Consider the following 21,961-nt stretch of genomic DNA (forward strand, 5'->3'; position numbering starts at 1 on the left):
TTCCTGGTTCTGAAAAAGACATTCCCTGTAGGAGCTGTCGCAGGCTGCGATCTTTTGATTTTGAAAAACAACGTCAAAAGATCGCAGCCTGCGGCAGCTCCTACAGAGAAACGCTATGGATTGTGGGTTTAAGCCTAAACTCAAATGTAAGCAGGCGTTGCCATACAGCAGAAGCGACAAACAGCCGTACAGTCGTTTTGACACTAACCATTGTGTACAATCGCCGTGTTTTTTACGCGATACTTGCCAGCGACCCACTGTGCCGTATTACAGTCACGGTCTATTCGCCGCAGTTCTCCCGACTCGAGTGCCCATGAACGAACAGTTGCAACCCCTCAAGAAACAACCGCGAGCAGGCAAAGCCGGCCGCAGCGGTACCCAGGACGATATTGTCTACGCGCATATCTTCGAGGCCATCCTCGAACAGCGTCTGGCGCCCGGCACCAAGTTGAGCGAAGAAGCGCTGGGGGAGATTTTCGGGGTCAGCCGCACCATCATTCGCCGCGCGTTGTCGCGCCTGGCCCATGAAAGCGTGGTGCTGCTGCGGCCCAATCGTGGTGCCGTGGTTGCAAGTCCCAGCGTGGAAGAGGCGCGTCAGGTGTTCTTTGCGCGGCGTCTGGTGGAGCGTTCGATTACGGAGCTGGCCGTACAACACGCCACCGCCGAGCAGATCGCTGAATTGCGCCAAATGGTCAATGACGAGCGCGACAGCTTCTCCCGTGGCGATCGGGGCGCGGGTATCCGTCTGTCGGGCGAATTCCACCTGAAACTGGCTGAAGCTGCGAAAAACGCGCCGTTGATCAGCTTCCAGCGCAGCCTGGTGTCCCAGACTTCGCTGATCATCGCCCAATACGAAAGCGGCAACCGCTCCCATTGCTCCTACGACGAGCACACCCAACTGATCGACGCGATCGAAGCGCGCAACGGTGAGCTGGCGGTGGACCTGATGATGCATCACATGGATCACATCGACAGCAAGCTCAACCTCGACGAAGAAAGTGCGTCGGATGATCTGCATGCGGTGTTCTCGCATTTATTGCAGACCAAGAAGCCTGGGCGTTCGTCGGCGAAAATCTGATAGACCGTGTTGCCCCTATCGCTGGCAAGCCAGCTCCCACAGTGATTTGTGGGGTTCACAAGATTTGCGTTCCACCGCGAATCCTGTGGGAGCTGGCTTGCCAGCGATGGCGGCAGGACAGGCAATAAAAATCCCCCGGGCTGAAGAGCAACGGGGGATTTTTTTGGTCTGCTATTTCTTACCGCTGATGCACCAGATTCCCCGCGGCATAAGTCTGCAGCACCGTCCGGTCATCCCCCAGCGTCATCAACACAAACAACGTCTCGGCAATGTTATTGGCCTGCTTCAAGCGATAACCGAGCAGCGGCGTGGCGTTGTAGTCCAGCACTACGAAGTCGGCGTCGGTACCCGGTTGCAGGTTGCCGATCTTGTCTTCCAGGCGCAGCGCACGGGCGCCGCCGAGGGTGGCCAGGTACAGCGACTTGAATGGGCTCAGCCGCGCGCCTTGCAGTTGCATGACCTTGTAGGCTTCGTTGAGGGTTTGCAGCAGCGAGAAGCTGGTGCCACCGCCGACGTCGGTGCCCAGGCCGACATTCAGTTTGTGCTTCTCGGCCATCGGCAGGTTGAACAGGCCACTGCCAAGGAAGAAGTTTGAAGTCGGGCAGAAGGAGATCGCCGAGCCGGTTTCGGCCAGGCGCGCGCACTCGGCGTCGCACAGGTGTACGCCGTGGGCGAACACCGAGCGCTCACCCAGCAATTGGTAGTGATCGTAGACGTCCAGGTAGCCCTTGCGTTCCGGGAACAGCGCCTTGACCCACTCGATTTCCTTGAGGTTTTCGCTGATGTGGGTCTGCATGTACAGATCCGGGTATTCCGTCAGCAACTGGCCGGCCAGGGTGAGCTGTTCCGGGGTGCTGGTGGGGGCGAAGCGCGGGGTGACCGCGTAGTGCAAGCGACCTTTGCCGTGCCAGCGCTCGATCAGCGCCTTGCTGTCGAGGTAGCTGGATTCGGCGGTATCGGTCAGGTAGTCCGGAGCGTTGCGGTCCATCATCACCTTGCCGGCGATCATCCGCAGGTCCAGCTGTTGGGCGGCCTCAAAGAAAGAATTCACCGACTGCGGGTGCACGCTGCCGAATACCAGGGCGGTGGTGGTGCCGTTGCGCAGCAGTTCCTTGATGAAAATGTCCGCGACTTCGTCGGCATGGGCTTTATCAGCGAACTGGCTTTCGCAAGGGAAGGTGTAAGTGTTGAGCCAGTCCAGCAGTTGCTCGCCATAGGCGCCGACCATGCCGGTCTGCGGCAGATGGATATGGGTGTCGATGAAACCGGGGGTGATCAGCGCATCCTGATGATGGGTGATTTCGATGTCGGCCGGCAGGGTCGGCAGCAGTTCGCTGGCGTGGCCAACGGCGCTGATTTTGCCGTTATCAACCACCAGCAAGCCATCTTCGAAATATTCGTAGGACGCTTCGATGCCCACTTCGGCGGGGTCGGCGATGCTGTGCAGAATGGCGGCACGGTAGGCTTTGCGAGTCAAAGGCATGGGATTCCCGGTTCTCTGTCTTATCAATTGGACGCTTGGCTGCGGCGTGAAGCGGGCAGCAGTTTGGCAATCGATCCGGCGCTGGCAGTGTGCTGGCCGAAATTCGCGTTATAGGTGGCGATGATTTCGCCGGCGATGGAGATGGCGATTTCCACGGGCAACTTGCCTTTGACCTCGCCGATGCCCATCGGGCAGCGCATGCGTTGCACCACGCTCGCGTCGAAACCGCGATCGCGCAGGCGATGTTCGAACTTCACCCGTTTGGTCTTGGAGCCGATCAGACCGAAGTAGGCGAAGTCGTTGCGCTTGAGGATCGCGGCGGTGAGTTCGAGGTCGAGCTGGTGGTTGTGGGTCATGACGATGCAGTAGCTGCCGGCGGGCAGGTCGTCGATTTCGTCCACCGGTTCTTCGCTGACGATCTTGCGTACGCCATGGGGGATTTGCTCGGGGAACTCGTCTTCGCGCGAGTCGATCCAACGCACCCGGCAGGGCAGGCTGGCGAGCAACGGCACCAGTGCCCGACCGACGTGCCCGGCGCCGAACACGGCGATCTGCGCCTGAACCTGGCCCATCGGTTCGAACAGCAATACGGTCGCACCACCGCAGCACTGGCCGAGACTCGCGCCGAGGCTGAAGCGCTCCAGATGCGTGTCCTGCTTGCCGCTGGCGAGCATCTCGCGGGCGATCTGCATGGCTTTATATTCCAGATGCCCGCCACCGATGGTGTCGAACGCCTGGTGGGCGCTGATGACCATCTTCGAACCGGCATTGCGCGGCGTCGAGCCAAGCTCTTCGATGATGGTCACCAAGACGCAGGGTTCACCCTGGTTTTGCAGGTCGGCGAGGGCGTCGATCCAGTTGTACATGTTCACCTCGACATCGTTGTCGTTTGTTCAGCCGTCTTCGCCAGCAAGCCGGCTCCTACAGGTTTTGCGTGATTCACCACCCATCTGTAGGAGCCGGCTTGCTGGCGATCCAGGCGCCTGAGTCTAGAGCGGAGCCAACTCGGTTTCGGCCTCAACGGCTTTCACCGCCTTCAGCTGGCGCATCTGCTCACAACCCCACAACACCCGCTCCGGCGTCGCCGGCGCATCGATCTTCGGTTGATGCTTGTAGTCGCCCAAACTCGCCACGGCGTCCTTGATCGCACACCAGGCGGCGATGCCGAGCATGAACGGCGGCTCGCCCACGGCCTTGGAGTGGAACACCGTGTCCTCGGGGTTTTTGCGGTTTTCCACCAGCTTGACCCGCAAATCCAGTGGCATGTCCGCCACGGCCGGGATCTTGTAGCTGGCCGGGCCATTGGTCATCAGCTTGCCCTTGTTGTTCCACACCAGCTCTTCCATGGTCAGCCAGCCCATGCCCTGGATGAAACCGCCCTCGACCTGGCCGATGTCGATGGCCGGGTTCAGCGAGGCGCCGACGTCGTGGAGGATGTCGGTGCGCAGCATCTTGTATTCGCCGGTCAGGGTGTCGACCAGCACTTCGCAGCAGGCCGCGCCAAAGGCGAAGTAGTAGAACGGACGACCACGGGCCTGGCTGCGGTCGTAGTAGATTTTCGGGGTCTTGTAGAAGCCGGTGCTCGACAGTGACACCTGATTGAAATACGCCTGTTGGATCAGCGCTTCGAAGGTCAGGATGTGATCGCGAACCCGCACGTGACCGTTGTGGAACTCCACATCCTCTTCGCTGACTTTGTATTGCCGTGCGGCGAATTCGATCAGGCGCTTCTTGATGGTTTCAGCGGCATTCTGCGCCGCCTTGCCGTTCAAGTCGGCGCCACTGGAGGCAGCGGTCGGCGAGGTGTTTGGCACTTTGTCGGTATTGGTTGCGGTGATTTGCACGCGGTCCATTTCCACCTGGAATACTTCGGCCACGACTTGCGCAACCTTGGTGTTCAGGCCCTGGCCCATTTCGGTTCCGCCATGGTTCAGGTGGATGCTGCCGTCGGTGTAGACGTGCACCAGGGCGCCGGCCTGATTGAGGAAACTGGCGGTGAAGGAAATACCGAATTTCACCGGGGTCAGCGCGAGGCCTTTTTTCAGGATCGGGCTGTTGGCGTTGTAGCGACGGATCGCTTCGCGACGTTCGGCGTATTGGCTGCTTTCTTCAAGTTCCGCGGTCATTTCCTCGAGCATGTTGTGCTCGACGGTCTGGTAGTAGTGGGTGACGTTGCGCTCGGTCTTGCCGTAGTAGTTGGCCTTGCGCACGGCCAGCGGGTCGAGGCCCAGATGGCGGGCGATGGCGTCCATCACTTCTTCAATGGCGACCATGCCTTGCGGGCCGCCGAAACCACGGTAGGCGGTGTTCGACGCGGTGTTGGTCTTGCAGCGGTGACCGTTGATGGTCGCATCGCCCAGGTAGTACGAGTTGTCGGAGTGGAACATGGCGCGGTCGACGATCGAGTTCGACAAGTCCGGCGAACAGCCGCAGTTGCCCGCCAATTCCAGCTGGATGCCGTGCAGGCGCCCGCTGTCGTCAAAGCCCACGTCGTACTCGACATAGAACGGATGGCGCTTGCCGGTCATCAGCATGTCTTCGACCCGTGGCAGACGCATCTTGGTCGGCTGGCCGGTCAGGTGCGCGATCACCGCGCACAGGCAGGCCGGGCTGGCCGCCTGGGTTTCCTTGCCGCCGAAACCACCACCCATGCGACGCATGTCGACGACGATTTTGTTCATCGACACGTCCAATACTTCGGCCACCAGTTTCTGCACTTCGGTGGGGTTCTGCGTGGAGCAGTAGACGATCATGCCGCCGTCTTCGGTGGGCATGACCGAAGAGATCTGGGTTTCGAGGTAGAAGTGTTCCTGGCCGCCGATGTCCAAGGTGCCTTGGATACGATTCTTCGCGGTTGCCAACGCGCCTGCCGAATCACCGCGTTCATGGGTGTGGCTGTCCAGCACGTAATGTTTTTTGCGATAGGCCTCGACCACGTCCAGCACGGGTTCCAGGTCTTCGTATTCGATAATCGCGGCCATGGCGGCCTTGCGTGCGGTCTCCAGGTCACGGGCGGCCACGGCCATCACCACCTGGCCGACGAACTGCACCGTGTCGATGGCCAGCAATGGGTCGCCGGGCATCAGCGGGCCGATGTCTTTCAGGCCCGGCACGTCTTCGTGGGTGATGGCGATGCGTACGCCTTCGAAGGCGTAGCAGGGGCTGGTATCGATGCTGATGACTTTCGCGTGGGCGCGGTCCGACAGCCGTGCGTAGACATGCAGTTGATTGGGGAATTCCAGGCGGTCGTCGATGTACTGCGCTTCACCGGACACGTGCTTGGCGGCGCTGTCGTGCTTGACGCTGCGACCGACACCGGTGGTCAGGTCCTTGGCGAACAGTTCAGCCAGTTCGGCCTGGGTCTTCTCTACGGCGTGATGGTTAGACATAAGCGGTCACCCGGGTCTCGATGTGCGGTGTTTGCAGTTCGATGAAGTATTTGCGCAGCAGGTTCTGCGCGCTGAGCAGGCGATATTCCTTGCTGGCGCGGAAGTCCGAGAGCGGGGTGAAATCTTCAGCCAGCGCAGCGCAGGCGCGTTCGAGGGTGGCGCTGTTGAAAGGCGCGCCAATCAGCGTCGTTTCGCAACTATTGGCGCGTTTCGGGATGGCCGCCATGCCGCCGAACGCTACGCGAGCGTCGGCGATCACACCGTTTTCCAGGCGGATGTTGAACGCGGCACAAACGGCCGAGATGTCATCGTCCAGGCGCTTGGAGACTTTGTAGGCGCGGAACAGTTGTTCGGCACTGGCGCGCGGCACAATGATCTTCTCGATGAACTCGCTTTCTTGACGCGCGGTGACGCGGTAATCGATGAAGTAATCCTCAAGGACCATGGTGCGGCGGGTTTCGCCCTTGCACAGGACGATCTGCGCACCGAGGGCAATCAGCAGGGGTGGCGAATCGCCGATGGGCGAAGCGTTGCCGATGTTGCCGCCCAGGGTGCCCTGATTGCGGATCTGCAAAGACGCGAAGCGTTGCAGCAATTCGCCGAAGTCCGGGTATTCGGCCTTCAGGGCGTCATAGCAGTCGGAGAGGGCGGTGGCGGCGCCGATTTCCAGGCGGTCGTCGAAGCGTTCGATCTTTTTCATCTCGGCGACGTTGCCGACGTAGATCATCACCGGCAGGGTGCGGTGGAACTGCGTCACTTCCAGCGCCAAGTCCGTGCCGCCGGCCAGCAGCCGGGCCTGAGGATAAGCGTCGTAGAGATCGGCCAGATCGGCGACGGTCAGCGGCACCAGGCAACGCTTGTCGCCACTGTTGAGTTCGCCGATGTCGGTCGGTGCGATGGCTTTGAGGCGGGCAATGGTTTCGGCTTCACGGGCGTCGAACTGATCCGGCTTTTTACCGCAGCAGGACTGCTCGGCCGCTTCCAGGATCGGCCGATAGCCTGTGCAACGGCAGAGGTTGCCGGCCAGGGCTTCGTGGGCCTTGTGATGATCCGGTGCGTCGCTGTTCTTTTGCAGGGCAAACAGCGACATCACGAAACCGGGAGTGCAGAAGCCGCACTGCGAGCCGTGGCACTCGACCATGGCTTTCTGCACGCTGTGCAGTTTGCCTTTGTGCTTGAGGTCTTCAACGCTGATCAGTTGTTTGCCGTGCAGGGACGACACAAAGGTCAGGCACGAGTTGAGGCTGCGATAGCGAATGTGTTCGCGGCCGGTGTCATCCGTCTGCAACTCGCCAACCACCACGGTGCACGCGCCACAGTCACCGCTGGCGCAGCCTTCCTTGGTGCCGGGTTTGCCCACATGGTCGCGCAGATAATTGAGCACAGTCAGGTTCGGGTCCAGGGCGTGCTCGCTTCGGAGTTCCTGGTTGAGTAAAAACTGGATCACGGATGGCCTCGCAGACTCATTATTGTTGTTAACCGATGTGACCGAATTTAGCAGGTCTGACTTTTCGGTCAATGATTTTTTGACTTAAGGGTCAGGAAAAATGCATTTCGTCGATCAACCCCTCATTCCTACAGTATTGACCCTCGCGGGATAGGCTGCTTTTTGCTTGAATCGTGCCAAATTCCGCCGGTTGGGCCCTGCGCCATGACGTATCAATTGCGCTACACTGCGCCGCTTGTGCAAATCGAAGAGTTTGAAGGACAACCATGACGTTCAAGGCGCCGGACAGCCTCGCCGAGCAAATCGCTCACCACCTCGCCGAACGCATCATTCGCGGTGAAATGAAGCCCGGGGAGCGCATCCAGGAACAGAAGGTCACGCAGGCGCTCGACGTCAGTCGTGGTTCTGTTCGCGAGGCCTTGCTGATTCTCGAACGTCGTCATTTGATTGCGATCCTGCCGCGCCGTGGCGCCCACGTGACCGAGCTCACCGCGCACAAGGTGAAGAGCCTGTGCACGCTGATGGGCGAGATGTACATCCTGCTGGCCAACGCCGTCGCCACTGGCTGGAAGGTCCAGGCTGACCTGGCGCCGTTCGTGCAGATCCAGCAGCGCTTGACCGCGAGCTATGAACGCCAGGACATCCATGCCTTCGTCGACGACAGTTTCAATGTGATGCGCGCCACGTATCCGTTCGCCGATAACCCTTATCTGCAGGAAACCGTCGAGAATCTGCAGCCGGCCATGAGCCGCGCATACTTCCTCGCCCTGGATCAGCGCAAGGCCTCGATGAGCGAGTACCTGGCGCTGTTCGCGCGCCTGCTTGCCGCCGTCATCGCCCGTGATTTTGTACAGATCCGCGAAGTGCTCACGGCCTACGGCCAGCGCAGTTGCGATCTGGTGATCTCTGCCCTGACGGACGCTTAAGGGTGCGGCTCAAGTGCATCAAGCTGGCGGGGTTCAAGTCCTTCGTCGATCCGACCACGGTGAACTTCCCCAGTAACATGGCGGCGGTGGTCGGGCCCAATGGTTGCGGCAAGTCGAACATCATCGACGCCGTGCGTTGGGTGATGGGCGAAAGCTCGGCCAAGAACTTGCGTGGCGAGTCGATGACCGACGTCATCTTCAACGGCTCCACCAGCCGCAAGCCGGTGAGCCAGGCGAGCATCGAACTGGTGTTCGATAACTCCGATGGCACCCTGATCGGCGAATACGCCGCCTACGCGGAAATCTCCATTCGCCGCAAAGTCACCCGCGACAGCCAGAACAGCTACTTCCTCAACGGCGCCAAATGCCGACGTCGTGACATCACCGATATTTTCCTCGGCACCGGCCTCGGTCCGCGCAGCTACTCGATCATCGAGCAGGGGATGATCTCCAAGCTGATCGAAGCCAAACCGGAAGACTTGCGCAACTTCATCGAGGAAGCTGCGGGGATCTCCAAGTACAAGGAGCGCCGGCGCGAGACCGAAAACCGCATCCGTCGCACCCACGAAAACCTCGCTCGCCTGACCGACCTGCGCGAAGAGCTCGAACGCCAGCTCGAACGCTTGCACCGCCAGGCCGAGGCCGCCAAGAAATACCAGGAATACAAGGGCGAGGAACGTCAGCTCAAGGCGCAACTGTCGGCCCTGCGCTGGCAGGATCTGAACGATCAGGTCAGCCAGCGTGAAGGAATCATCGGCACCCAGGAAATCAGTTTCGAAGCCCTGGTGGCCGAGCAACGCAACGCCGACGCCAGTATCGAACGCTTGCGCGACGGGCACCATGATCTGTCCGAGCGCTTCAATCTGGTGCAGGGGCGCTTCTATTCGGTCGGTGGCGACATCGCCCGGGTTGAGCAGAGTATCCAGCACGGCCAGCAACGCCTGCGGCAGCTGCAGGACGATTTGAAAGAAGCCGAGCGCGCGCGCCTGGAAACCGAGTCGCACCTGGGTCATGACCGCACCTTGCTGCTGACCCTCGGCGAAGAGCTGGACATGCTCACCCCCGAGCAGGAAGTCACCAGCGCCGCCGCCGAAGAGGCCGCCGCCGCGCTGGAAGAATCCGAAACCACCATGCATGGCTGGCAGGAACAGTGGGATGCGTTCAACCTGACCGCCGCCGAACCAAGGCGTCAGGCCGAAGTTCAGCAGTCGCGTATCCAGCAATTGGAAACCAGCCTGGAGCGTCTGGCCGAGCGCCATAAGCGTCTTGGCGAAGAGCGTGCCTTGCTGTCGGCGGACCCTGAAGACGCGGCGATCATGGAACTCAGCGAGCAGCTCGCTGAATCCGAAGCGACCCTGGAAGATTTGCAAACCAGTGAAGAAGCTCAGGTCGAAAAGCTTGAGCAACTGCGTCAGCAATTGCAGCAAACCCTGTCGGCGCAACAACAGGCCCAGGGTGATTTGCAGCGGCTCAATGGTCGCTTGGCCTCTTTGGAGGCCCTGCAACAAGCCGCACTCGACCCTGGCACGGGCACTGCCGAGTGGCTGCGCGAACAACACCTGGCCGATCGTCCGCGCCTGGCTGAAGGCCTGAAGGTTGAAGCCGGTTGGGAGCTGGCGGTGGAAACTGTGTTGGGTGCCGATTTGCAAGCGGTGCTGGTGGACGACTTCAACGATTTCGACTTATCCGGATTTGCCCAAGGCGATTTGCGTTTGCTCAGTCCCGCCAGCGATGGCGTGCGCGTGGCCGGCAGTTTGTTGGACAAGGTCGAGGCACAGATCGATCTGTCGCCGTGGCTGGGTCAGGTCAAGCCGGTCGAGAGTCTTGAGCAGGCGCTGGCCTTGCGCGGCCAGTTGGGTGCTGGGCAGAGCCTGATCAGCCGTGACGGTTTCTGGGTCGGCCGGCATTTCCTGCGTGTGCGCCGTGCCAGTGAAGCGCAAAGCGGCGTGCTGGCCCGGGGGCAGGAAATCCAGCAACTGAGCCTTGAGCGCGAAGAGCGTGAAGCCGCCGTCGAAACCCTGGAAACCCAGCTTCAGAACCTCAGGGCGCAACAGCGTCAGCAGGAAAACGGCCGCGAGCATTTGCGCCGGCTGCTGCAAGACGAAGCCCGTCAGCAAGGTGAATTGAAAGCCCAGTTGTCGGCCGGTAAAGCCAAGGCCGAACAGTTGACCCTGCGCCGCACGCGCCTGGACGAAGAACTTTGCGAGCTGGACGAGCAGCGCGCGCTGGAGCACGAAAACATCGGCGAAGCGCGCCTGCAATTGCAGGAAGCCCTCGACAGCATGGCGCTGGACACCGAGCAGCGTGAATTGCTGCTGGCCCAGCGCGACAGCTTGCGTGAACGTCTGGATCGGGTGCGTCAGGAAGCGCGGCAGCACAAGGATCACGCCCATCAACTGGCGGTGCGCCTGGGGTCACTCAAGGCACAGCATGATTCGACACGTCAGGCGCTGGAGCGGCTGGAAATGCAGTCCGAGCGTCTGACCGAAAAGCGCGAACAGTTGAGTCTGAATCTGGAGGAGGGTGAGGCGCCGCTGGAGGAGCTGCGCCTGAAACTCGAAGAGTTGCTCGACAAGCGCATGACGGTCGACGAAGAACTCAAGACCGCACAGATCGCTATGGAGGACGCCGACCGCGAACTGCGCGACGCCGAAAAACGTCGCAGCCAGGCCGAGCAGCAATCGCAGTTGATCCGCGGTCAGCTCGAACAACAGCGCATGGAATGGCAAGCACTGACGGTGCGGCGCAAGGCGTTGCAGGACCAGTTGCTCGAAGACGGCTACGACCTCCAGGGCGTGCTCGCCACGCTGACTGCCGAGGCCAGCGAAAAAGCCGCCGAGGAAGAACTCGAACGCATTGCTGCGCGGATTGCGCGCCTCGGTGCGATCAACCTCGCGGCCATCGACGAATACCAGCAACAATCCGAGCGTAAACGTTATCTGGATGCCCAGGACGCCGATCTGGTGGAAGCACTCGAAACGCTGGAAAACGTGATTCGCAAGATCGACAAGGAAACCCGTAACCGCTTCAAAGATACCTTTGATCAGATCAATGGCGGTTTACAGGCGCTTTTTCCAAAAGTTTTCGGTGGAGGCAGCGCGTATTTGGAACTGACGGGCGAAGATCTACTCGATACAGGGGTAACGATCATGGCGCGGCCGCCAGGAAAGAAGAACAGCACCATCCATTTGCTCTCCGGTGGCGAAAAAGCCCTGACCGCATTGGCCCTGGTTTTTGCGATCTTCAAGTTGAACCCGGCGCCGTTCTGCATGCTCGATGAGGTTGATGCGCCATTGGATGACGCTAACGTGGGACGCTATGCACGGTTGGTCAAAGAGATGTCGCAGACGGTGCAGTTCATCTATATCACTCACAACAAGATCGCCATGGAAATGGCCGATCAATTGATGGGGGTGACGATGCATGAACCCGGCTGTTCGCGTCTGGTGGCGGTGGATGTCGAGGAGGCGATGGCAATGGTGGATGCCTGATCGGTATCTGTAGGATAGGTACCACAGGCTTATAGGGCGCTTTTACTTGTCCTGACTTGCTGGCCAATCGACATATTCGCTGAAGCCATTGTGACAGACGGTGTAAAGTTGTCTTTGGTCGTGCTAGTTTAATGTCAATTTTTCGTATACGTGGGCAAAACGCCTGTCAGAACATAGAGTTGGCGCCACGTTTTAAAGCGGTTTACAGGTTGTAAACCCCTTATTTTCCAGCATTTTTTATAGAGGCACGGGATTACATGGAAATCGGTCTGCGCGAGTGGCTGATCGTCATCGGCATCATTGTCATTGCCGGTATTCTTTTCGATGGCTGGCGCCGCATGCGCGGCGGCAAGGGAAAACTGAAATTCCGTCTTGACCGAAATCTGTCCAACCTGCCGGACGAGGACACCAGCGCCGAGCTGTTGGGTCCGTCTCGCGTGCTGGACACTCATAAAGAACCGCAACTGGACGAGCATGATCTACCGTCGGTGAGCATGCCGGCCCGTGAACCCCGTGAATCAGGTTCCAAGCGCGGCAAGCGTGGTGGCGAACCGACCCAGGGTGATATGAACCTCAGCCTCGATCTGGATGGCGGCCCGAGCTTCAGCAGTCGCGACGACGATTTCGTTGAAGAGACCAAGGCTTCGCCATCGGTCAGCGACAAGGATCAGCCACAGGCTGAAGAAGTCCTGGTCATCAGCGTGATCTGCCGCGACGCAGCCGGCTTCAAAGGCCCGGCGTTGTTGCAGAACATTCTGGAAAGCGGTCTGCGCTTCGGTGAAATGGACATCTTCCATCGTCACGAAAGCATGGCGGGTAACGGTGAAGTGCTGTTCTCCATGGCCAACGCCGTCAAGCCAGGTGTGTTTGATCTGGATGACATCGACCATTTCAGCACGCCGGCGGTGAGCTTCTTCCTGGGCCTGCCAGGTCCGCGTCATCCCAAGCAAGCCTTCGACGTCATGGTGGCCGCAGCGCGCAAACTGTCCCAGGAGCTGAACGGCGAACTGAAAGACGACCAGCGCAGCGTACTGACCGCCCAGACGATCGAGCATTACCGTCAGCGCATCGTTGAATTCGAGCGTCGCGCCCTGACCCAGAAGCGTTGATATCGAAACGGTGTGGAGGATTGTGCCGCGACGTCCACACCCTGTAGGAGCCAGGCTTGCCGGCGAAGTCGATTTTAAATACGCCTTCGCCGGCAAGCCTGGCTCCTACATGAATTTACACCGCATCAACATTGAGCAGCCTCGGCTGCTCTTTTGCTTTATGAGAGAACACCCATGACTGCCGCCAAAAACCGCATCCTAGAGCTGCGTGCCGAGCTGGATCTGCACAACTATCGCTACCACGTGCTGGACGAGCCGAGTATCCCGGACGTCGAATACGATCGGCTGTTCAATGAGCTCAAGGCCCTCGAAGCCGAGCACCCAGAGCTGATCACCAGCGACTCGCCGACCCAGCGAGTGGGCAGCGCGGCGTTGTCGGCATTCACCCAGGTTCGCCACGAAGTACCGATGCTCAGCCTCGGCAACGCCTTCGAAGAAACCGACATGCGCGAATTCGATCGCCGGGTGACCGAGGGGCTGGATTTGCCGGCCGGTGATCTGTTTGGCGGTGGTGCGGCGGTGGAGTACAGCTGCGAACCCAAGCTCGATGGGCTGGCCGTCAGCCTGCTGTATCAGGATGGCGTGCTCGTGCGCGGTGCTACCCGTGGCGATGGCACCACCGGCGAAGACATCAGCGTCAACGTGCGTACCGTGCGTAACATTCCGCTCAAACTGCATGGCACCGGTTGGCCGGCGACGCTGGAGGTGCGCGGCGAGGTGTTCATGTCCAAGGCCGGTTTCGAGCGCCTCAATGCCACGCAATTGGAAGTCGGTGGCAAAACGTTCGCCAACCCGCGCAATGCGGCGGCGGGCAGTTTGCGGCAACTGGACTCGAAGATCACCGCCAACCGGCCGCTGGAGTTCTGCTGCTACGGCATCGGTCAGGTTTCCGAGGATATCGCCGATACACACATCGGCAATCTGCAGCAGCTCAAGGCCTGGGGCATGCCGATCAGCCATGAGCTGAAATTGGCGAACGGCATCGATGAATGCCTGGATTACTACCGTGACATCGGTGAACGCCGTAACGCGCTGCCCTATGAAATCGACGGCGTAGTGTTCAAGGTCAACAGCATCGCCTCGCAACGGGAATTGGGTTTTCGCGCCCGTGAACCGCGCTGGGCCATCGCTCACAAATTCCCGGCCATGGAAGAGCTCACCGAGTTGCTCGATGTGGAATTCCAGGTTGGCCGTACGGGCGCCGTTACCCCTGTGGCTCGCCTGAAGCCGGTCAAGGTTGCCGGTGTCACCGTGGCCAATGCCACGCTGCACAACATGGACGAAGTGGCACGCCTGGGCCTGATGATCGGCGATACAGTGATCATTCGCCGTGCCGGCGACGTGATTCCGCAAGTGGTGCAAGTGGTCGCCGAGCGACGTCCGGACAATGCCCGGCCGGTGGACATTCCGCAACAGTGTCCGGTCTGCGGTTCTCAGGTCGAGCGCACGCAATTGGTCAAGCGCAGCAAGGGGCGTGAGACCGTCAGTGAAGGCGCGGTGTATCGCTGCGTCGGTCGATTGGCCTGCGGTGCGCAACTCAAACAGGCCATCATTCACTTCGTGTCCCGACGCGCGATGGATATTGAAGGCCTGGGCGACAAGAGCGTCGAGCAGTTGGTCGATGAGGGGCTGGTGAGTTCGCCTGCGGATCTGTATGCCTTGAAGTTCGAGGACATTGTCGATCTGGAAGGCTTTGCCGAACTGTCGAGCAATAAGCTGCTGGGCGCCATCGAAGACAGCAAGAAACCGGGTCTGGCGCGTTTCATTTATGCGCTCGGCATTCCCGATGTCGGCGAGGAAACGGCCAAGGTGCTGGCGCGCTCTCTCGGCTCGCTGGAGCGGGTGCAGCAGGCGCTGCCTCAAGTGCTCACATACCTGCCGGATGTCGGTCTGGAAGTGGCCCACGAGATTCACAGCTTCTTTGAGGATACGCATAACCAGCAAGTGATCGCCGACCTGCTCAAGCATGGTTTGCAGATCCAGGATCAAGGTGAGCTGGGCGCCGAATTCGCTGCCAGCACGACCTTGGGCGGCTTCCTCGACAAGCTTCACATTCCATTGGTGGGGCCGGGCGGCGCACAGAAACTCGCTGACAAGTTCGGTTCTCTGCAAGCAGTGATCGAGGCCGACTGGCTGGACATGCGCCAGGCGTTGCCGGAAAAGCAGGCCAATTCGGTTCGCGAGTTTTTTGCAGTCGAGGACAATCGATTGCTCGCGCTCGCCGCCGAAAAGCAATTGGCTGATTTCGGCATGCACTGGCACAGCGAAAAGAAAGTCGTCGAAGGCTTGCCTTTGGCCGGCCAGACTTGGGTGCTGACCGGCTCGCTGGAGCTGATGAGCCGCGATGTGGCCAAGGACAAGCTCGAGAGTCTGGGTGCCAAAGTGGCGGGTTCGGTATCGGCCAAGACCCATTGCGTGGTGGCAGGTCCGGGGGCGGGGTCGAAGCTGACCAAGGCCAATGAGCTGGGGTTGAAGGTGCTGGACGAGGAAGCGTTTGTTGGGTTCCTGAAGGATCACGGCATTTCGGTCTGATACCGGTTGATCAAAAGATCGCAGCCTTCGGCAGCTCCTACAGGGATACGCATTCCCCTGTAGGAGCTGCCGAAGGCTGCGATCTTTTGCTTTCCACAAGTGGAGCTTGGGAACGATCGTGGCTCGAGGATGATCTAGTCTTGGCAGGCCCCAAGGAGAGATCGCCATGTACCGGTTCTTCGAACAGCTCAGCTCGCGCATTGCCGCACCGTTCCTGGGTGAAAGCTCGCGCAACAGCAAAGTCTGGCCGTGTCGTTGTGGACAGTCGCTGTTTTTTCGCAACAGCCAGTGCCTGGCCTGTTCGGCGGTGCTGGGCTATCAGCCCGAGCAGAGTCGCTTGTCTTCTCTGCAGCCAGGTGAGCAGTCAGGCACCTGGTGGCTGGATGCAGATCCCGATGCCGGCCTGTTTCGACGCTGCGCCAATCTCGATTCCCCGGCCGCCTGCAATTGGTTGCTTTCGGCGCATGAACCGGGTGCCTTGTGCATCGCCTGTCGCCTCAATCGCACCATTCCCGATCTATCGATACCCGAAAGCCACGAACGCTGGCGCAAGGTGGAAATCGCCAAGCGGCGTCTGGTTGCGCAATTGGTCAGCCTGGGTCTGCCGGTGATCCCCAAGGCTGTCGATGAAGAACGAGGGCTGGCCTTCGATTTCATCGGTGTGAACCTCGAAGGCAAACCGCCCATCACGGGTCATGCGAACGGTCTGATCACCCTTGATATCAAGGAGGCCGACGATGCCCATCGTGAGCAGGTGCGGGCGCAGATGCACGAACCCTACCGCACGTTGCTTGGGCATTTGCGTCACGAGGTCGGACACTATTATTGGGATCGTTTGATCGATGGCAGAGAATGGCTGGAACCGTTTCGCGGGCTGTTCGGTGATGAGCGCGCCAGTTATGCCGAGGCGCTGGATCGCCATTATCAGCAAGGTGCTCCTTTGGATTGGCAGCAGCACTGCGTCAGCGCCTACGCGACCATGCACCCCTGGGAAGACTGGGCCGAAACCTGGGCGCATTACCTGCATATGATGGACGCGGTGGATACGGCGCTGGGGTTTGGGATGAGTGCTCGGGACATGGATTTGGACTATCAACCCTTTGCGCTGGATACCCTCTACGATCCGCAGCACCCCGGTGGCGAGGCGTTCCTGTCATTCGTCAACGCCTGGATCGAACTGGCCGGCATGCTCAATGAGCTGTCGCGCAGCATGGGGCAGCCGGACTTCTATCCCTTCGTGCTGCCACCGGCGGTGATCGCCAAGCTGCACTTCATTCATTTAGTCATCCAGCGCGAGGGTGGCAGGGCAGACGAGGTTGTACAGGACCTATAGGCACTGCCTCAGGCTGAGATCTTTTCCTCATGACGCATGTCATTGACCAGCCTGATATTTTTTAATCCTCATGAACGGTTGTAACTTCGACTCAGATAGGTACAATGGCGCGGCTCGCCGTCAGGTGAGCGTCGTTATGGTGACCCCATCGGTCCCCCCGCAACGATCAGCCGTGAACCCGGTCAGGCCTGGAAGGGAGCAGCCGCAGCGGTGACATTGTGTGCCGGGGTGTGGCTGGTGGGGTCGCCACCTTAACGCCACGCGAACCCTCTTCGCGCTTCTATCTGAAAAGCACTTTTATTGCGCTGCCATGGTCCTTGTCCATAGCGGCTTTTTCTCGTTTCCGATTCCGAATGAGTAAAAGGAGGCCGACCTGTCATGTATGACAAGTCGGCCTCATGAAGAACCAGAGCGAATACCAATCGTATCTAAGGCTGCCGGATTTACCTCCAACATAGAATCTCCCACGAGGACTTTATGGCTTGCCACCGATATAGAGTCCAATGATCTCATCGATCTCCCCGGACATTTTCATGCGCAACAACGTACGCAGAATTCGTTGTACCGGCACCTTTGGATCATTGCGCACAAAGCACCCGACGCTTTGCTCCTGTAGCACGGCCACGCCCTGCAGTTGCTTGTCCGGCAACAGCCGCTGATTGAACCAGTCCAGTGTCCATTGATTGCTGACGGCGTAGCGATTGCGTCCGGCCTGGAGCTTCTCCAGCACCTGTTCCTGGTTTCGGGCATCGTCCCGGTGCAACTGATTGGCGTCGAACAGTGGTTGCAGGGTCGGGTAGCTGTAGCCGAGCACGGTACCGATGGACTGCCGCGAGAGGCTTGCCGGAACGACTGAGGTTTGCGGGTCAGGGCGGCTGATCAGTAAATCCGGTTGAGTGAAGAGCGGGATGCTCCAAAGGTAGTCTCCGGACTGATTAGGCAGCCAGGACTGCGCGGCATAGCAACGAACATCGACTTCGCCCTGTTCCATGGCGTTTTGCACCCGACTGCGTGGCAGCACATGAAATTCTGCCGGCGCGCCGACCTGGGTCGCGAGACTGAGCATCACGTCATACAGAATGCCCTGGGTGGGTCGGCCATGTTCAAGCTGCACCATCGGCATCGCCCAGCTGTCGGGCACCACAAAGCGCAGCGGCGCTTGCGCGGCGGCACTCTCCAGGCTGATCAACAGCAACGCCCCCAAGGCCAGCCGCATAGACACTCCGGTATTTTTGAAACAAAAAGCCCCCAAAAAGCAGCTTAGCCAGATTAGACGAGCGCGCCGGATGCATTTTTGCCCTTGCTCCGCTAGCATTAGCCGCTTCTGCTTCTTTCGTTGCGATGGTTTTCGATGAGTTATCAGGTTCTTGCACGTAAATGGCGTCCGCGCTCGTTCCGCGAAATGGTCGGCCAGACCCATGTGCTCAAGGCTCTGATCAATGCCTTGGACAGCCAGCGGCTGCACCACGCCTACTTGTTCACCGGTACGCGAGGGGTGGGAAAGACCACCATCGCGCGGATCATCGCCAAATGCCTGAATTGTGAAACAGGTATCACTTCGACGCCCTGCGGCGAGTGTTCGGTGTGTCGTGAAATCGATGAAGGTCGTTTCGTCGACCTGATCGAGATCGACGCCGCCAGCCGTACCAAGGTCGAGGATACCCGCGAGCTGCTCGACAACGTGCAGTACGCGCCGAGCCGCGGGCGCTTCAAGGTCTACCTGATCGACGAAGTGCACATGCTCTCCAGCCATTCCTTCAATGCGCTGCTCAAAACCCTCGAGGAGCCGCCACCCTACGTCAAGTTCATCCTGGCGACCACTGATCCGCAGAAACTTCCTGCAACGATTCTTTCGCGGTGCCTGCAGTTCTCCCTGAAGAACATGACTCCGGAGCGTGTGGTCGAGCATTTGACCCACGTGTTGGGCGTCGAAAACGTGCCGTTCGAAGACGATGCGCTGTGGTTGCTGGGGCGCGCGGCCGATGGTTCGATGCGTGATGCCATGAGCCTCACCGACCAGGCGATCGCCTTCGGTGAAGGCAAAGTCATGGCCGCCGACGTGCGAGCCATGCTCGGCACCCTCGACCACGGTCAGGTCTATGACGTCCTGCATGCGCTGATTGAAGGCGATGCCAAGGCGTTGCTCGAGGCGGTTCGTCATTTGGCCGAACAGGGGCCGGACTGGAATGGCGTACTTTCGGAAATCCTCAACGTGCTGCACCGTGTCGCCATTGCTCAGGCGCTGCCTGATGGCGTCGACAATGGTCATGGCGATCGTGACCGGGTGCTGGCGCTGGCCCAGGCCCTGCCGGCCGAAGACGTGCAGTTCTACTATCAAATGGGCCTGATCGGTCGCCGCGACCTGCCGCTGGCGCCCGATCCTCGGGGCGGTTTCGAAATGGTGTTGCTGCGCATGCTTGCCTTCCGGCCTGCCGACACCGCGGACGCCCCAAGGCAACCGCTAAAGCCAGTGGGGATCAGCCAGGCCACAGTTGATTCCGCCAAATCCGTGGCTGCCGCGCCAGTTGTTGCGCCGGTAGTCGCTGCGGCAGTTGCACCCGCCGAGCCTGCACCTATTCCAGCGCCTGAACCGGCTGTGCCAGTGGTGGTGCCTGAGCCTGTGGTCGAGGCGGCCGTGGTCGAAGAAGTGGTTGACTTGCCGTGGAATGACCCGGTCGAACCGGTTGTCGCCCAGCAACCCGCGGTGGAGCCGTTACTGGACACCACCAGCGAACAGCCCGAATTACCTCCGATCATGACACCGACGCCTGATAGCGTGGTGCCGGATGCTCCAGAGTGGGCCGCTGCGCCGATTCCCGAGCCTTCTGTGGCCGAGGTCGAGGCTGCCACGCCGGGCATGGACCTGGATGACGAGCCGCCGCTGGACGAAGATTACATCGAGCCGGACATGGATTCGGCCTACAGCTACCTCGATGATCTGGCCAGCGAACATGTCGCCGAGCCAGCGCCGGAACCCGAGCCTGAGCCTGCGGCTGCGCCAGCCACCGGCTTGGCCCTGCAATGGCTGGAGCTGTTCCCCAAATTGCCGATTTCCGGCATGACCGGCAGCATTGCCGCCAACTGCACCTTGATCGCTGTCGATGGCGACAATTGGTTGTTGCACCTGGACCCGGCCCATAGCGCCTTGTTCAACGCCACGCAGCAGCGTCGCCTCAACGATGCGTTGAACCAGCATCACGGGCGTACGCTGACCTTGACCATGGAGTTGATCAAGCCTGAGCAGGAAACCCCGGCCCAAGCTGCGTCACGCCGTCGTGCCGACCGTCAGCGCGAGGCCGAGGAGTCGATCCACGGTGATCCGTTCATCCAGCAAATGATGCAGCAGTTCGGTGCGGTGATCCGTAACGATACTATTGAACCTGTCGAAGCCCTGGCCAGTCAGGGCTAATAACTGAAGGCGTTCGGCCGAATGCGCCGGGTGCCGTTTTAATCCAAGTACTTTTGAGGTGATTCCCATGATGAAAGGTGGCATGGCCGGCCTGATGAAGCAGGCGCAGCAGATGCAGGAAAAAATGGCCAAGATGCAGGAAGAGCTGGCCAATGCCGAAGTCACCGGTCGCGCCGGTGGCGATATGGTCACCGTGGTGATGACCGGTCGTCACGACGTCAAGAGCGTGAGCATCGATCCGAGCCTGGTCGAAGGCCTGAGCGAAGACGACAAGGAGATGCTGGAAGCGGTCGTCGCAGCCGCCGTCAACGACGCCGTCCGCAAGATCGAAGCCAACAGCCAGGAAAAAATGGGCAGCGTGACCGCTGGCATGCAACTGCCGCCGGGCATGAAACTGCCGTTCTGATTCGCCAAAGCGCTTCGGATGGGCTACATAAAAATGCCAGGCATTGCGCCTGGCATTTTTGTTTCTGTCTGTTGGATATGCAGCGTCTTTACGGCCGCCTTCGCGGGCAAGCCTCGCTCCTACAAATTTAGCGTCGTACGGGATATGCGCGAGCGACCGAGACTTGTAGGGGCGAGGCTTGCCCGCGAAGAATCCAACGAGGTCCCAGACTAGAATCATCGAACCCACTACCGCCACAAAGGTCTGCTCTCTATATCCCCGAACCCATCGACCAAAGGAGACGCCGCCATGTCCGACCCCATGATCCTCAACCAACGCATCGTCCTGGCTTCGCGCCCGGTGGGCGCACCAACACCGGAGAACTTTCGCCTGGAGCGGGTTGCGTTGCCCGATCTCGTCGACGGTCAGGTGTTGCTCAAGACCCTCTATCTGTCGCTGGACCCCTACATGCGTGGGCGCATGAGTGATGCTCCGTCCTACGCCGCCCCGGTGGAAATCGGTGAGGTGATGACCGGCGGCGCCGTCAGTCGGGTCGAGCGCTCGCTCAATCCCAAGTTTCAGGAAGGCGACCTGGTGGTGGGTGTCACGGGCTGGCAAAGCCACAGCATCAATGACGGGCGCGGCATCATGCCGCTCCCGTCAACACTGCCGAGCCCATCAATGGCCCTCGGTGTATTGGGCATGCCGGGCATGACCGCCTACATGGGGTTGATGGACATCGGTCAGCCCAAGGCCGGAGAAACCCTGGTGGTGGCGGCTGCGTCCGGTGCTGTGGGCTCGGTGGTCGGACAAGTCGCCAAGATCAAGGGCTTGCGTGTGGTCGGCGTGGCCGGTGGCAAGGACAAGTGTCGCTATGTGGTTGAGGCGTTGGGCTTCGATGCTTGCATCGACCACAGAAGTCCGGACTTCGTCGATGAATTGGCTCAGGCATGCCCCAAGGGCATCGACATCTATTATGAAAATGTCGGTGGCAAAGTGTTCGATGCGGTGGTGCCGTTGCTCAATCCCAAGGCGCGGATTCCGTTGTGTGGTTTGATTGCTTCCTACAACGCTAGCGAAGCGCCGAGCGGGCCGGATCGCTTGCCGCTGTTGCAGCGCACGCTGCTGACCAAGCGTGTGCGCATCCAGGGCTTCATCGTGTTCGACGACTATGGCGACCGTCAGCCGGAGTTCTTAAGCGCCATGGCGCCATGGGTGCGCGATGGCAAGGTGAAGTTCCGCGAAGACGTGGTCGATGGCCTGGAGAATGCGCCTGATGCATTTATCGGTCTGCTGGAAGGACGCAACTTCGGCAAGCTGGTAGTCCGGGTTGCCCCGGCCTGATTGAAGCCGTTATTTGACGCTTGAGGGAGGCGCGG

General features: G+C 59.9%; 14 protein-coding genes and 1 other RNA gene. 10 read left to right on the plus strand and 5 right to left on the minus strand.

Annotated elements, in window-relative coordinates; all coding sequences use genetic code 11:
• The first annotated feature begins 313 nt into the window (after nt 1-313).
• Entirely contained in the window at nt 314-1,078 is a 765-nt protein-coding gene (locus tag ABTV22_RS08960) for a GntR family transcriptional regulator (RefSeq protein WP_433739500.1), read from the plus strand.
• A 178-nt stretch (nt 1,079-1,256) separates the two neighbouring features.
• On the opposite strand, the gene guaD is transcribed toward ABTV22_RS08960, so the two are convergent.
• The 4 genes from guaD to xdhA all read right to left on the minus strand — a co-directional run bounded on the left by guaD (nt 1,257) and on the right by xdhA (nt 7,397).
• Nucleotides 1,257-2,561 (minus strand): guanine deaminase, encoded by a 1,305-nt coding sequence (gene guaD, locus ABTV22_RS08965; RefSeq protein ID WP_433739501.1) that lies wholly within the window; start codon nt 2,559-2,561, stop codon nt 1,257-1,259.
• 23 nt (nt 2,562-2,584) lie between these two features.
• A complete protein-coding gene (gene xdhC / locus ABTV22_RS08970) occupies nt 2,585-3,427 on the minus strand; it encodes a xanthine dehydrogenase accessory protein XdhC (RefSeq protein WP_433739502.1) in 843 nt (280 codons plus the stop codon).
• 123 nt (nt 3,428-3,550) lie between these two features.
• Nucleotides 3,551-5,950: a xanthine dehydrogenase molybdopterin binding subunit gene (gene xdhB, locus ABTV22_RS08975; RefSeq protein ID WP_433739503.1), complete on the minus strand. Its 2,400-nt coding sequence runs from the start codon at nt 5,948-5,950 to the stop codon at nt 3,551-3,553.
• Nucleotides 5,943-7,397, minus strand: coding sequence for a xanthine dehydrogenase small subunit (gene xdhA, locus ABTV22_RS08980; RefSeq protein ID WP_433739504.1), 1,455 nt, complete (start codon nt 7,395-7,397; stop codon nt 5,943-5,945). Before xdhA ends, xdhB begins: the two co-directional genes overlap by 8 nt.
• A 266-nt stretch (nt 7,398-7,663) precedes the next feature.
• On the opposite strand from xdhA, the gene ABTV22_RS08985 reads away from it, so the two are divergent.
• The 6 genes from ABTV22_RS08985 to ffs all read left to right on the plus strand — a co-directional run bounded on the left by ABTV22_RS08985 (nt 7,664) and on the right by ffs (nt 17,031).
• A complete protein-coding gene (locus tag ABTV22_RS08985; protein WP_433739505.1) occupies nt 7,664-8,323 on the plus strand; it encodes a GntR family transcriptional regulator in 660 nt (219 codons plus the stop codon).
• Between the two features lie 2 nt (nt 8,324-8,325).
• Nucleotides 8,326-11,814 carry a chromosome segregation protein SMC gene (smc, locus tag ABTV22_RS08990; RefSeq protein ID WP_433739506.1) on the plus strand — a complete coding sequence of 1,163 codons (3,489 nt, stop codon included), beginning with the start codon at nt 8,326-8,328 and terminating at the stop codon, nt 11,812-11,814.
• Nucleotides 11,815-12,071: 257 nt separating this feature from the next.
• Nucleotides 12,072-12,923: a cell division protein ZipA gene (zipA, locus tag ABTV22_RS08995; RefSeq protein WP_433739507.1), complete on the plus strand. Its 852-nt coding sequence runs from the start codon at nt 12,072-12,074 to the stop codon at nt 12,921-12,923.
• A 174-nt stretch (nt 12,924-13,097) separates the two neighbouring features.
• Complete coding sequence (gene ligA, locus ABTV22_RS09000) at nt 13,098-15,455, plus strand: NAD-dependent DNA ligase LigA (protein ID WP_433739508.1); 2,358 nt, start codon at nt 13,098-13,100, stop codon at nt 15,453-15,455.
• A 166-nt stretch (nt 15,456-15,621) separates the two neighbouring features.
• Nucleotides 15,622-16,788: a zinc-binding metallopeptidase family protein gene (locus ABTV22_RS09005; protein ID WP_433739509.1), complete on the plus strand. Its 1,167-nt coding sequence runs from the start codon at nt 15,622-15,624 to the stop codon at nt 16,786-16,788.
• Between the two features lie 146 nt (nt 16,789-16,934).
• An RNA gene (gene ffs, locus ABTV22_RS09010) (signal recognition particle sRNA small type) lies at nt 16,935-17,031 on the plus strand.
• Between the two features lie 232 nt (nt 17,032-17,263).
• On the opposite strand, the gene ABTV22_RS09015 is transcribed toward ffs, so the two are convergent.
• Nucleotides 17,264-18,004 carry a substrate-binding periplasmic protein gene (locus ABTV22_RS09015; RefSeq protein ID WP_433739510.1) on the minus strand — a complete coding sequence of 247 codons (741 nt, stop codon included), beginning with the start codon at nt 18,002-18,004 and terminating at the stop codon, nt 17,264-17,266.
• A gap of 135 nt (nt 18,005-18,139) precedes the next feature.
• Here ABTV22_RS09015 and dnaX point away from each other — a divergent pair, with 135 nt between their 5' ends.
• From dnaX to ABTV22_RS09030, 3 genes are all read left to right on the plus strand, one after another.
• The gene (gene dnaX, locus ABTV22_RS09020; RefSeq protein ID WP_433739511.1) at nt 18,140-20,197 is read left to right on the plus strand and encodes a DNA polymerase III subunit gamma/tau; all 2,058 of its coding nucleotides are present in this window, start codon (nt 18,140-18,142) and stop codon (nt 20,195-20,197) included.
• Nucleotides 20,198-20,264: 67 nt separating this feature from the next.
• Complete coding sequence (locus tag ABTV22_RS09025; RefSeq protein ID WP_433739512.1) at nt 20,265-20,603, plus strand: YbaB/EbfC family nucleoid-associated protein; 339 nt, start codon at nt 20,265-20,267, stop codon at nt 20,601-20,603.
• Between the two features lie 288 nt (nt 20,604-20,891).
• A complete protein-coding gene (locus tag ABTV22_RS09030) occupies nt 20,892-21,926 on the plus strand; it encodes an NADP-dependent oxidoreductase (RefSeq protein ID WP_433739513.1) in 1,035 nt (344 codons plus the stop codon).
• The last annotated feature ends 35 nt before the right edge of the window (nt 21,927-21,961 follow it).

Origin of the sequence: Pseudomonas putida (genome assembly GCF_050990305.1) — a bacterium.
Taxonomy (GTDB): Bacteria; Pseudomonadota; Gammaproteobacteria; order Pseudomonadales; family Pseudomonadaceae; genus Aquipseudomonas; species Aquipseudomonas putida_AH.